General features: G+C 66.8%; 11 protein-coding genes. 5 read left to right on the top strand and 6 right to left on the bottom strand.

From position 1 onward, the window contains the following. Positions 1–41: 41 nt before the first annotated feature. From FEJ81_RS02840 to FEJ81_RS02820, 5 genes are all read right to left on the bottom strand, one after another. Entirely contained in the window at positions 42–1,172 is a 1,131-nt protein-coding gene (locus tag FEJ81_RS02840; RefSeq protein ID WP_138243849.1) for a GNAT family N-acetyltransferase, read from the bottom strand. Positions 1,173–1,479: 307 nt separating this feature from the next. After that, positions 1,480–2,901, bottom strand: coding sequence for a WD40/YVTN/BNR-like repeat-containing protein (locus FEJ81_RS02835; RefSeq protein ID WP_138243848.1), 1,422 nt, complete (start codon positions 2,899–2,901; stop codon positions 1,480–1,482). A gap of 63 nt (positions 2,902–2,964) precedes the next feature. Then, a complete protein-coding gene (locus tag FEJ81_RS02830; RefSeq protein ID WP_138243847.1) occupies positions 2,965–3,630 on the bottom strand; it encodes a lactate utilization protein in 666 nt (221 codons plus the stop codon). 122 nt (positions 3,631–3,752) lie between these two features. Beyond that, a complete protein-coding gene (locus tag FEJ81_RS02825) occupies positions 3,753–4,040 on the bottom strand; it encodes an Hsp20/alpha crystallin family protein (RefSeq protein WP_138243846.1) in 288 nt (95 codons plus the stop codon). A gap of 471 nt (positions 4,041–4,511) precedes the next feature. After that, positions 4,512–6,101 carry a sulfatase gene (locus FEJ81_RS02820; protein WP_138243845.1) on the bottom strand — a complete coding sequence of 530 codons (1,590 nt, stop codon included), beginning with the start codon at positions 6,099–6,101 and terminating at the stop codon, positions 4,512–4,514. Between the two features lie 280 nt (positions 6,102–6,381). On the opposite strand from FEJ81_RS02820, the gene FEJ81_RS02815 reads away from it, so the two are divergent. After that, positions 6,382–7,179, top strand: a complete 798-nt coding sequence (locus FEJ81_RS02815; protein WP_138243844.1) for a hypothetical protein — start codon at positions 6,382–6,384, stop codon at positions 7,177–7,179. 97 nt (positions 7,180–7,276) lie between these two features. Here FEJ81_RS02815 and FEJ81_RS02810 read toward each other — a convergent pair whose 3' ends face one another. Continuing rightward, the gene (locus FEJ81_RS02810; RefSeq protein WP_138243843.1) at positions 7,277–8,212 is read right to left on the bottom strand and encodes a phosphatase PAP2 family protein; all 936 of its coding nucleotides are present in this window, start codon (positions 8,210–8,212) and stop codon (positions 7,277–7,279) included. A gap of 189 nt (positions 8,213–8,401) precedes the next feature. On the opposite strand from FEJ81_RS02810, the gene FEJ81_RS02805 reads away from it, so the two are divergent. The 4 genes from FEJ81_RS02805 to FEJ81_RS02795 all read left to right on the top strand — a co-directional run bounded on the left by FEJ81_RS02805 (position 8,402) and on the right by FEJ81_RS02795 (position 12,843). Then, positions 8,402–10,099, top strand: a complete 1,698-nt coding sequence (locus FEJ81_RS02805) for an NADH-quinone oxidoreductase subunit D (RefSeq protein ID WP_138243842.1) — start codon at positions 8,402–8,404, stop codon at positions 10,097–10,099. Between the two features lie 281 nt (positions 10,100–10,380). Then, positions 10,381–10,521, top strand: a complete 141-nt coding sequence (locus tag FEJ81_RS23000) for a hypothetical protein (RefSeq protein ID WP_175416343.1) — start codon at positions 10,381–10,383, stop codon at positions 10,519–10,521. Between the two features lie 4 nt (positions 10,522–10,525). Further along, complete coding sequence (locus FEJ81_RS02800; RefSeq protein ID WP_138243841.1) at positions 10,526–11,509, top strand: YeiH family protein; 984 nt, start codon at positions 10,526–10,528, stop codon at positions 11,507–11,509. 353 nt (positions 11,510–11,862) lie between these two features. Continuing rightward, positions 11,863–12,843, top strand: a complete 981-nt coding sequence (locus tag FEJ81_RS02795) for a PstS family phosphate ABC transporter substrate-binding protein (protein ID WP_138243840.1) — start codon at positions 11,863–11,865, stop codon at positions 12,841–12,843. The last annotated feature ends 4 nt before the right edge of the window (positions 12,844–12,847 follow it).

Here is a 12,847-nt window from a genome sequence, read left to right as displayed (position 1 = left end):
TCCCTCGATCGCGCGGTCCCCTCGAGTCGGCGGCCCGCTCGTCACGTCGTGTCCAGATCGAGCCGCGAGAACGTCCACGCCGCGGCCGAACTCGACTCGAGGTCGAGTCCGTCCTCGAGATCGCGCGCGAGCAGCGTCCGGGAGGTCGGCCGGATCAGCGCCGAAAGGGGCAATCGCGTGTCCGGATAGAACCGGAACCGCAGCGGGGCCGGCACCGTCTCCCCGAACGCCTCGACGTAGCTCCGGTCCGAATACTGATCGAGCGCCGCCACGAGCAGGCGGTTGAGCGCGTCCGATTCCTGCTCGAGCGTCCGCGGGAGCGTGTCGACGATCCGTGCGTGGTCGCCCACGCTCGAGACGACGAGCGCGGCGACCGGCTCGCCGTCCCGTCGAGCGACGTAGGCCGCGTACGAGTGCTCGGGGTTGGCGAACCGCCAGCGGTAGAACGCCACGGACCGATTGGTATGGATCGAATCGGGAATCGAGCGCCGATAAATCGCCGCGAGCGTGTCGGCCGGCGGCGTCTCGTAGCGTTCGACGTCGAAATCGCCGTCGGAGTCGACGAGCAACTTGTCGCCGGCTCGGTGTGAGGTCGCGATCGCCCCCTCGAGCGTGTCGGCGACGGCGTTCGCGGCCCCCTCGTCGGCCGATTGGAGTTCGGTACTCCCGCCCCGCGGCTCGGCGTCGCGGGTCTCCCCGAGGGCGGAGACGGGGTTTTGGGGCCGGTAATAGGCCGGAACCGTCCCGATCTCTCGCCAGCCGTGTGCGAGGTTGCCGGGCTTCGAGTTCTCGTTCGGGAAGTTGAAGAAGAACGACGGCCGGCCGTCGGCGTAGCGCTCGATGGCCCGCTCGTTCATGCGCCCGAACAGCCCGCGTCCGCGGTGGTCCGCGTGGACCATCGTATCACAGGGCTGGAACGCGATACGGACGGTATCGCCGACGCGCATCTCCTGGGCGAAAAACGACCGGAAGCCGACGGGCTCGCCGTCGGCGCTCGCCACGAGGATCGGGACGTGATCGACGTACGGGTTCTCGCGGAACTTCCAGCGGAACCAGTCCGCGCCCCTGTCGTGACCGAAGACCGTTTCGTACAGCGACAGGAACGCCTCTCGATCGTCGGGTTCGAACGTGCGGACGGTGTATCGCGTCGCCGTTCGTGTAGGTGTACTCATGATCGAGGTCGTTCACGCCCGTTTGCGGGGGATCGGAGAGGCCCCGCTGTGCGGTCGTGACGAGTGAATATCCGCCCCGAAAGGGAAAGCCGATTGGCCTTGAATACGCCGATCCGACAGGTCCGCGAAGCAGTCACGAGAACCGACGGTCAGCCGACCCGTTCGGATCGAATATGCGCCGGGACCGGCGGCTCGAGCGCTCCGAAATACCGGTCGATCGGAACTCGAGACGCGGAAATCCCGCCGGGCTGGCACAGGCGTCGATCCACTGTCGCTGCTGGTCGCCTCGCTGTCGCCGCCAGCCGACTCACCGCCGTTCGACGACGGTGCCGTCCTCGCCGACCGCAACCGCCCGGTCCCCGCCCGTCTCGACCGAGACGGCCATGAGCGGTTCCGGCGCGCTCGCGTCGACCTGTTCCCATCCGGTCGCCGCTCGCTCGTAGATCACCCCGTCCGCGTCGCAGGCGATCGTCTCCGCCTCGCGGCGGGCGATGCCACAGATCGCCTCCTCGCCGACCCGCTCGGGCGTCCACGTCGACCCGCCGTAGCGGTGGACGATCCCGTCGTCCGCGCTCACCAGACAGTCGTCTCGCCCCAGCGTCGCGAGGTTCTCGAGCGTGCCGCTCGCGTCGCCGAGCCCGACGCGCTCGAAGGACTCCCCGCCGTCGGTCGTCTCGAAGACGCTATCGTTCGTATCGCAGCAGTAGCCGATCGACGCGTCGGCGAGGGCGATCCCGCTCAGACTCGAGCCGCTGCCCGGTGTGACCGGCTCGGCCCACGAGCAGTCCCCGTCGCGATAGCGCCCGCGGAGGACCGCCCCGGAGCCGTTGATCAGCAGGACCGTCTCGTCGCCGCTCGCGCCGGCGACCGCGACGCCGAGCCAGTTGTCGGTGATGTCCGCGGGAGCCGTGTAATCCGTGTGGATTCCGGTTTCGGCCTCGAGCCGACCCACCGAGCCGCTGTCGCCCGCGACCCAGACCGCCTCGCCCGCGGCGGTCGCGTCGACCCCCGCGAGGTCCTCGCCCGCGGCGGCCGGGCCGTCCTCGAGGATGATCGACCAGTCGCCGTCGCTGCCGTCGGAAGAACCCGCGGCGAGAACCAGTCCGCCGCCGCCAACCGCGTAGACCGCGCCGGTCTCGGTCACGCTGACATCGCGGAGCGTCGTCTCTGTCGGCACGTCGACGAGACGCCAGTCGCGAGACGGCGCTGGTTCGCTCGCGTGCTCGGCCGCGGTCTCGTCATCTTCGGAGGGGGCGGCCGAGCCACCGCCGCTGCCCGCTTCGGTCTCGGCGCTGTCGGGCGTCGCGGCGGTCGCCGTGCCGTCGGCGGTCCCGGCGCTGCCCTCGGTCACCGTGCGATCGGCGATTTCGGTTTCACTACCGGTCTCGAGGCCGTTCCCGATCGCGGCTTGGTTGCGCGGTGCGGTCTCCGCGTCCATTGCTCGAGTATCGGTCGCCGCGGCGTCCGCTCTATCGCTCGTTCCGTTGCTCCCGGTGCGTTCGCCCGTTCTCTCGCCGCCGGTGCCGTCGCTCGACAGTTGCCACAGGTACAGCGCGATCGGCGGCACGACGTAGGACGCGAGCGCGAGCACCGCAAAGCCGCGGTGGACGATCGTCAGCGTCCCGAACGCGGTCATGCCGGCCGCCGCGACCGCGTGAACCCACGACTTCGCGTAGCGGCGGAAGAAGGGGGCGAAGCCGTCGCCGGATCGCGAATCGTGGGTAGCCATTGGTCGAACCCGGGCGTGGTCTCCCTATCCGACTGGCGAGCAAAAGCGTGCTGCAGGCACGGGTTAGAACCCGTGGGGCTCGTCGATCAACACGAGTTGGGTGCGGTCGTCGACCCGCTCGTGCTCGAGGGAGACGAGCTTGCCGACGACGCTGCCCTGCCCGTAGACCTCCTCGGCGCGGGCATCCTCGAGCGGGTAGGCGAACTCCCTGACGCGCTCGACGGCCGTCTCCCAGTCGTCGACGATCTTGTTCGTGCTGCCGACCAGGACGAGCGATTCGGCGGCGAAGGCCCACGCACCGACGGCGTTGCCGAGCGCGTTGGCCCCGACCAGTTCGCCGCTCTCGGCGATGGCATTGACGCTGTCGACGAAGACGTCCGCGGTCGTCGCCTCGCGGCGCGCCCGAAACCGCTCCTCGTCGTCGTCGATCTCCTGTAACCGGGCCCCGAGGTAGTCGAACCCGTCTTCGGCCTCGAGGTCGTCGGTGAAGCCGATCTCCTCGAGCGTCGTGGAGTGGCCGTCCATCACCTCGGCACCGTCGGGGAGCTGGTCGCGGAGGTGCTCGCGAGCGCTCTCGCCGTCGTCGAAGACGTGGACCGCGACGTTTCGCTCCTCGACGTTCGAGACGACGCGCTCGATCGTCTCCTCGTCCGGCGCTCGGTCGAAGCGCGACTCGTCGACCGCGAGGTCGTCCGCGAAGTCGTCTTTCGTGTAGTAGTCGTCGCTCATCGCGGTAGCCGTGGTTCGACGCCGCGACGGATCAACGTGGAGCAAGCGAATACCGGTGGTTCGCTCGCAGCGACGCCGCTCCGCACGTCGCCGCCGCGTGCGTGCTGAGGCGGTGCGTTCGTCTATGACCGCGTCTCGATCGAGAGACTGAGGACGCCGTTGTTGTAGCTCGCCCGCCGGTCGTCGCCGAAGGCGAGCCCCGGCGGGAGCGGCGTGACGGTTCGCTCGGCGATGTCGCCGTCGCAGTCGACCGCGATCCGGACGCGACGCGAGCCGACTTCGACCGTCACATCGTCGATGGCTGCGGGGGCGACATCGACGGCGGCGCGGAGGCGGTCGGCCGGCCCTTCGTAGACGAACTGCATCGGATAGGGAAACGACGCCACTCGAGGCTGGGAGGGAGAGGACATGGTCGCAGTTCCGACGATGGACGGAAACGTCCCGGCGTGTACAGTTGCGTGTTTGATACCGCATGCGCGCTACGGCCGTCGAACCGACATGCGGTGGCGCGCGCGCTATCGGTCGTCCGAACGCTAGTGAGGGCGGCCGATGACGCTGCGCGAGGGATGAGCGAACGCAGTGAGCGAATCGGGTGGGGAGGGTGAGGCCACTCCGTGTTGCCACGATAGCAGAACGCGCGTTGTAATATTACTCTCGACCGATCTATTGAGAAAATCGGCGCAAAAGAGCGTGCTGCTATCGTGGCTGCGAGGGAGTACCACGTCCACCCCAGCCGATTCGCTCAGTCACTTCGTTCCTTCGCTCATCCCTCGCGCAGCGTCGTCGTCTCCCCTCACCAGCGTTCGGGGAGCCGCCAGCGCGCGCCACCCCACGAGGTGTGACCGGTCGGGCACTATCCGAGCGGTCATCGACCGAATTCCTCACAGATAGCCCAGGTCCGCTAACCGCTCTTTGGTCCCCTCGCGCATCTCGACCTCGCCCGACGCACCGGCCTCGCCGAGCGGCTCGAACCGCTCCTCGAGTCGCCGCCGAAGCGCCCGCACCCGCTCGGGTTCGTCGTCGCTGATATCGGTGTGCTCGAGCGGATCGGTCCGGACGCGGTGACAGCGCTCGAAGCCATCGTCGCCGCGGACGTACTTGTACTCGGCCGTGCGGACCGCCCGGAGCCGGCGGTCGAACTCCCGCACCCGATCCGGAATCTCGCCGAAGCGGGCCTCGAGGCGCTCGATCGAGGGCTGGGGCGCGACGTACTCGGCGAAGACGGCCTCGCGCGAGTCCGCGTTCGAGTCGGGATGGAGCGACCGGCTCGACCACTGCTCGCGTAGCTCGGGGTCGTCGATTCCGGCCGTCTCGAGCAGCGTGGCGGGGAGATCGAGCAACTGGACGAGGTCGTGGCGTCGCCCGCCGTCGGTGAAGGGGCCGCCGTGACAGACCAGCGGGACGTTGAGCAGCGTGTCGTAGAGGTTGTACTGGTGGCCGAAAAAGCCGTGCTCGCCGATGTGCTCGCCGTGGTCGCCACAGACTACGAACAGGGTGTCCTCCCACTCGCCGGCGTCCTCAAGGGCGCTCCGGAGCCGGCCGACCTGCTGGTCGACGTAGGCGAGTTCGGCCCGGTAGAGCCCGCGGAGCAGGGCGAACTCGTGATCGGAGATGGCGTAGTCGCCGCAGTCGTAGGCGCGGGGATCCTGCCTGATCGCGGTCGCTTCCTCGTAGCTGGCACCGTCGGGAAGGAACCGTTCGGCGAACTCCTTGGGCGGGTCGTACTGGACGTGTGGCTCGATGAAGTTACAGAACAGGAAGAAGGGGCGACTCTCGTCTCGGCTCCCGAGCCAGTCGCCGATCCAGTCCGTCGCTCGCGCGGAGCCGTCGTCGCCGTCGGGTTGGAGGAGTTCGCTGTAGAGGATGTTGGCGGCGTTGACGAGCGGGTTCCCGTCGAAGAGCCGGTTTCGGGTCGCCTCGAGCTTCTCCCGGAGGTCCTCGCCGCGGACGACCGCGCCCATGTCGGCGTCGGACTGGACGTACTGCCAGCCCTTGCGGAGTTCGTCGAACCCGCGGTCGAAGCCGAACTCCTCGGTGATCCACGTGTTGTTCGAGACGCCGATCGTCTCGTATCCCGCGTCGTCGAACGCCTCCGGCAGGGTCCGCAGTCCGTCGTCGAGATAGGTGTGATCCCCGTGCGTGCCGTGTTCGGAGGGATAGGTCCCGGTGAAAAACGAGGCGTGAGAGGGAAGCGTCCACGGGGCGGTCGCGAAGGCGTTCTCGAACGCGGTCCCCGTCTCGGCGAGGCGGGTCAGCATCGGCGTCGGGTGTGCGCCGACGGAATCGCCGTCCGCGGTCGGTCGGTCGCCCGGAGCGAGTCGGGTCCCGGCGCGGTCGGCCGGCGGTGCGGTTCGATCGTCCGGAAACGGCTGCATTCCGACGCTCTTCGCCCGGGCCGTATCGAGAACCACGAGAACGACGTTCCGCACAGTGGTATGTGATTCGTCGTCACGTCCGTTAGAGTCCGCCATGGATACCCTACGTTATCCGCAGGCAGGGAAGGTCGCCTGCCCGGAGTATGCAGGGCCGTAATCGGAGACACCGGCCGATTTTCGGTCGAACACGCCTGAGTGCGGTAATATCTGATATCGCGCTGCAGTCATCCACGGGCGAGTGCGACGCGGGCCGGGTATTCATCTGCCGGTCGAATCTTCATCCGACCGGACGGTGTAGGCCCCGTGAGCGGACGCCGGTGGCCCGACGGTCGCGAGTCCGATGGCCGGCCACCGGCACTGTCGCTCGGAGACTCCGATGACTGAACACCACGATCACGACGCGACGACGGACGGTTCGATGGGCGCATTCGACGAGATAGACGACCTCGAGGCCCTCGATGAACTGGACGCTCCCGCCGGACGAGCCGCTTCGGCGGCGTCCGACGCGGTCTCGAGCGGGACGCTCCCGATCCTTGGCGGCGGCCTCCTGCTGGTCGCCGCGATCCGCTCGATGGCCCGCAACCGGGCGCGGGCGATTCCGCTCGGTATCGCCGGCAGCGGGCTGGTCGGCTTCGGCCTTCAGCAACGCCGCTCGAGCGACGAGGAGTCCGCTGGGGTCCCGGATGTCGAGGGCGGAACCGAAGGGAAGGAGACCTCGGATCAGGCGAGCGCCGCCGCCGAGCGCGTCGATTCCGGGCGGGAATCCGAGATCCAGCCGGATGGCGAGATTTCGGACGAGCCCGAAATCGACGAGACGGCGGACTCGGGCTCGCAGATCGAGTTCACCGAAACGCCGGACGAGGACGACTCCCGCTCGCGGCCAGATCTCGGCGCGGACGAGGAGGAGCCGCGGCGCGATACCGACACCGAGGGCGTAGCGGTCGACATCTCCGATCCGGCGATGGCCGACGAGGCCAGCGAGGCGACCGGGCCGTCGCCCGAACAGGCCCAGCCGACTCAGACCGACGACACCGAACCGGAGGAGAGTCCCGCCGAGGACGCCTCCGACATGAAGGTCGAGCCACCGGACGAGGGCGATTCGGAGTCGGAGGAGGCAGACAGCGACGCCGACACCGACGACGCCGACGATTCTGACGACGAGAGCGAGCAGTAACCGCTCGGTCTCGCCCGCGTGCCGTCTCTGTGACTGACGGTGGATAATTTCGACTCGAGCCGCCGACACGAAACAGTCGACGCACAACGGGGACGAGCTACTGCGAGCGGGACGGTGATCGTCGCCGGAAACTGCTGACACGCTCGGAGCGGTAGAGGACGGGCAACACCACCAACGCGGCGACGGCCAGTCCGAGCGCACCGCTCCCGGCGAAGAGCGTGACGGGCCAGTAGTAGCCGGTGGCGGCGATGAGAGCCGCGATCACGAGCGCCGCACCGACGGCCCTCGCGGTAAGCCGGCCGCTGTCTCGAATCGGACCGCGACCCGAGTCCAGCGCTCGAGCGAGGACGGCGAGTTGCCAGCCGGCGAACGCGCCGAGGGACGCGCCGAACAGGAGGACGGCGTCGGGGTCCGCGCCGCTCACGACGACGGCGATGGCGGCGAGGCCGACCGCGAGGCCGAATCCGAGCGTCCCGCGGTGGGGCGGATACCGGTTCAGGAGCCCCCACGTGAGGAGCAGGAAGACCAATCCGACCCCGATGCCGGCGACGATGTCGACGAGGTAGTGGACGCCGAGGCCGACCCGGGAGAAACAGACGATCGTCACGATTCCGACGGCCCCGAGATATCGCCGCCGCCGCGTGCCGACGGACAGGTATTCGGCCAGACTCAGGTAGACGATGGTCGTCAGCAGGGCGTGACCGCTCGGAAAGCCGTAGCCCGTCGCGGTCGCGGTGGCTTCGTACAGCGGGTGGACCGTCTCCGGAAGCGCCCCGACCTCGACGAGGACGCGCTCCGGTCGCGGGAGCGCGAAGACGTGTTTCAGACCGGTGATGAGCGAGAGCCCCGCCAAGAGCACGCCGGCGACGGCGGCGATCCCGTCCCGGTCGTCGGCCGCTCTCCAGTAGAGGGTGCCGACGAGCAGGCCGAGAAACCACACGTCGCCGAGCTGGGTGACCAGCCCGAGCACGACGACCGCCCACTCCGGGGCGAGTTCGCGAAACGAGTCGAACCAGCCGATTCCTCGGGACATACCTCACGTTACGACCGACGGACCATATAAGCGATTCCGCTCGGCCGGACGTCGGGACCGACATCGAACGCGACTGCCGAACTCATTTCACGGCGGCAGAGAGTCACCGGAGTGCGGAAAAACCCTCATTTCCGCGTCACCTGTACGCTATCGAGACGCGCCACCGGTCGGCGTCGCGAGGGAATCGCAATGAGTGAGACATCGGAACCAGAACCCGAATCCGAGCGCGAACGCATCGATCCGGAGTACGACCACCAGCGCGAGGACGGCATCGACGAGGCCGCACTCGAGGCCCTGCTCTCCGAGTACGCGATCGGCCGGGACGACCACGAGAACGCGCCGGCGTTCGTGATCCGGCCGGACGACGTGCAGGCGGTGGTTCGCCTACTGCGCGACGAGGCGGGGTTCGACCACCTCTCGTGTATCACGCCCCAGCAGTACGAGGATCGCTACGAGTCGATCGTCCACATGACGAAGTACGATCGGCGGACCCACGAGGTGACGCTGATCGTCCCGCTGCCGACGGGGGCGCCCGTCTGCGAGTCCGCCGAACCCGTCTTCCGAACCGCCGACTGGCACGAGCGGGAGGCCTTCGACCTCGTCGGGATCGAGTATGCGGACCACCCCAACCTCACCCGCATTCTCCTCCCCGAGTCGTGGCAGGGCCACCCGCTCGCGCTGGACTACGATCAGGACAAACCGCAGGTCGTCAGCTACACCGAACACGCCAACCCCCTCGCCGAGGATCGGCGCGACGAGGAATCGGAGACGATGTTTCTCAACATCGGCCCCCACCATCCGGCGACCCACGGCGTGCTCCACCTCGAGACGGTGCTGGACGGCGAATCGGTCGCCGACGTCGAACCCGATATTGGCTACCTACACCGCTGCGAGGAGCAGATGTGCCAGCAGGGGACCTACCGCCACCAGATCATTCCCTACTCGAATCGCTGGGACTACACCGCGAACCTGCCCAACGAGTGGGCAGTCGCCCGCGCCATCGAGGACATCGCCGACATCGAGGTCCCCGAGTACGCGCAGGTCCTGCGGACGATGGCGACCGAGTTCGGACGCATGCTCGGCCACTTCCTCGCGGTCTCGACGTTCGCGCTGGACGTCTACGGCGACTTCACCGCCATCTTCCAGTACGGCATGCGCGACCGCGAGGTCGTCCAGGACATCTTGGAGGACTTGACCGGCCAGCGGATGATGTTCTACTTCTTCCGGCTGGGCGGTGTCTGCTGGGACCTCCCCGAGCCCCGCGCGGAGTTCATCGAGAAATGCCGGGACTTCCTCGACGAACTCCCCGCGAAGGTCGACGAGTACCACAGCCTGCTGACCGGCAACGAAATCTTCCAGCGACGGACGATGGGAACGGGGGTGCTCGAGCCCGAGGTGGCCAAAGACTACGGCTGTACGGGTCCCGTGGCTCGCGGCTCCGGCATCGATTACGACCTCCGCCGTGACGACCCCTACGGCTACTACGAGAACCTCGAGTGGAACGTGGTCACCGAGGACAGTTGCGACAACCACGCGCGCGTCCTCGTTCGGCTGCGCGAAGTCGAGGAGTCCGCGAAGATCATCGAGCAGTGTCTCGACCTACTCGAGGATTGGCCGGAAGACGAACGCACGGTCCAGAGCAACGTCCCGCGGACACTCAAACCTGATCCGGGGATCGAGACCTACCGCGCCGTCGAGAGCGCGAAGGGCGAACTCGGGATCTACATCCGCGCGGACGGCTCGAACTCGCCGGCCCGGTTCAAGATCCGCAGTCCGTGTTTCCACAACCTCTCGGCGCTGCCCGAAATGTCCGAAGGAGAGTACGTCGCGGATCTGATCGCGACGCTCGGCAGTCTCGATATCGTGTTAGGGAGCGTCGACCGGTGACGACGGACTCGAGCGGCGGGACGACGTCGTTTCGCCGACCCGCAACCGCTCGTCCGCGTCGTCTGCAGTCGCTCGCGCACTCGAGGCAGGTGTTCGTCGGCGCTCATTCGGTCTGACGAGGGCACGAACGCGGAAATGCTCACACCTCGATCATCACCCCACCATCGAGTCGGCGATACGTCGATCGGTGGATCCTTTGCCACAGATACCGGGAATATAATCCGGTATCTACGACGAAATCGACAACAGTTAACTGCAACCGTCACTCCAATACGGAATACATGTGGATCGACGGCTGGCAGCCGACCGCCGGCTCCGTGATGGATCGCTGGAGCGACCTCGAGCGCGACTGGCAGAGCGTCCTCGTGGGCGCGGCGATCGTCGCCCCAGTCTCCCTCCTCGAGTTGCAGATTCCGTGGTGACGCGATGATCGTCCGTCGACTGGCGTCGGGTCTCCTCGCCCTCTGTCTCGGTGCGATACTCGCTCGAGGGGTCGCCGCCGTCCTCGGGGTCAATCACCTCCTGCTCGCGATCGCGCTCGGGTTCGTCGCAGCGAACGTCGTCGGAATTCCCGATCGGCTCGAGCCCGGAATCGCGACGCACAAGCTGTTGCTGGGCGGGGGAATCGTCCTCATGGGCGCGTCGATATCGCTCGAGACCGTCCTCGAGGTCGGCGGGCTCGTCCTGTTGCTCGTGGTCGGGGTGACCGCGACGACGCTGCTCGTCGTCGAATTCCTCGCGCGCAACGTGTTCGGGCTGGCCGAGCGGATGGGATCGCTGCTCGCGGCCGGTGCGAGCATCTGTGGCGTCTCCGCGGTCGTCGCGGTCGCCGGCGCGGTCCGCGCCCGCGAGGAACAGATTGCCTACGCAGCCACGACGGTCCTCCTGTTCGACGCGATCACCATCGTCGTCTATCCGATCGTCGGTGACCTGCTGAACCTCTCCGGGATGGTGTTCGGCGCGTGGGCCGGCACCAGCATGTTCTCTACGGGACCCGTCGTCGCCGTCGGTTTCGCTCACTCCGAGGTCGCCGGGCAGTGGGCGACGATGACGAAGCTCTCGCGGAACGCCCTGATCGGCGTCGTCGTCCTCGCCTACGCTAGCTATTACGCCCGCACGGCTGGCGGTCGCCGCCCCTCCGTTCGGACCCTCTGGGACGAATTCCCGAAGTTCGTGCTCGGCTTTCTCGCGCTCGCCGTCGTCGCGAGCGCGGGCATCCTCTCCGCCGCCCAGTTGAACTCGATCGAGAACGCCTACAACTGGCTGTTCGTGCTCGCGTTCGTCGGCCTCGGGACCGAGATTCGACTCGCCGATCTTCGCGACACCGGCGTAACACCCGCGATCGTCGTCCTGCTCGTGTTATTCGCGAGCAGTACGCTCTCGCTTACGGTGCTGTTGGTGGCGTTCTGAGTCCGATCGCCTGCACAGCAATCTCCGAGCGACATGTTGCGTCGAAGATAGCGGCAATAAACACAAAACCGACCGTAAGCGATCGAGCTTTTCGATATCGACGGTTACTCGAGTTTCGATGAGATCTATTTCGAGAACGCGCATACCGCTCGGTTTGCGTGAATTGATAGCCGCAGAGACCAAAACGGGTTCACTGCTTCTCCGCCGCTTCGACGGGATCAGTACTCGATCGTCACAGCAACGATTGCGTTTCCCACTCACGATCCGCGAATTTTGCTCATTTCAAGTTCCGGATCGAAGAATTGCTGAGGAACGAGGGCATACATAGGGTCGGTTACTACGTCGGGAGACGCATGGAACGAGTCTATTCACGTCGCTCTGCGTTACAGTTCACGGGAGTCGCTTCTACGATCTCTCTCGCCGGCTGTGCGTCTCTTCTCGGCGACAGTGCCGACGTTCGTATCTCCGGTGGCGTCGGACCGCTGCCGATGGTCGAAGTGTGGGCCGATATGTACGAACAGGAGAACGACATCGCGTTCGACATCTCCGGTGGCGGAACCGGCGTCGGCGTCTCCGACGTCCTCAACGATCAGGTCGACATCGCGATGATGGGTCGCGAACCGGAACAGGAAGAGATCGATCAGGGACTGTTCGCCGTCCCGATGCTCATCGACACCGTCGTCGCGACGGTCAACGTCGACAACCCCGTCCTCGAGGAACTACAGGAGAACGGCCTGAGCCGCGAGGAGATGGAGGCCATCTTTACGAAGGAGATCACGAACTGGGGCGAAGTCGTCGACGCCGACGTCGACGAGGAGATTATCGTCTACGGCCGGTCGGACGCCTCGGCCGCCTACAAGAAGTGGGGCGATTTCCTTGGCGGCGAAGACGATGCTTACACCGAGAAGGACCTTGAGGATCTCGCGGACGGCAACCACAACGGTGACCAGCAGGTCGCCGAGGCTGTCGGCTCCAACGAGAACGCCATCTCGCTGAACAACATCAACTACGTCTACGATCTGGATAGTGGCGAACTCGAGGGCAACATTCGGCCGGTGCCGCTCGATCGGGACGGCGACGGAACGATCTCCGAGGAGGAGGACTTCTACGAGACCCGCAACGAGTTCCTCACCGCCGTCGACGAGGGTCGGTATCCGGCACCGCCGGCGCGCGAGATGTTCCTCGCCTCGAACGGCGAGTTCGAAGACGAGGCCTACGACTTCGTCGAGTGGGTGCTCACGGACGGACAGGAACACGTGCGCGAAAACGGCTACGTTCCGCTCGAGGACGAGCGACTCGAGGAAGCGCAGAACGACCTCGAAACGGGGCCGTGAACTG

The organism is Natrinema versiforme (assembly GCF_005576615.1).
GTDB lineage: Archaea > Halobacteriota > Halobacteria > Halobacteriales > Natrialbaceae > Natrinema > Natrinema versiforme_A.
This window is presented reverse-complemented; position numbering and strand designations above follow the sequence as displayed.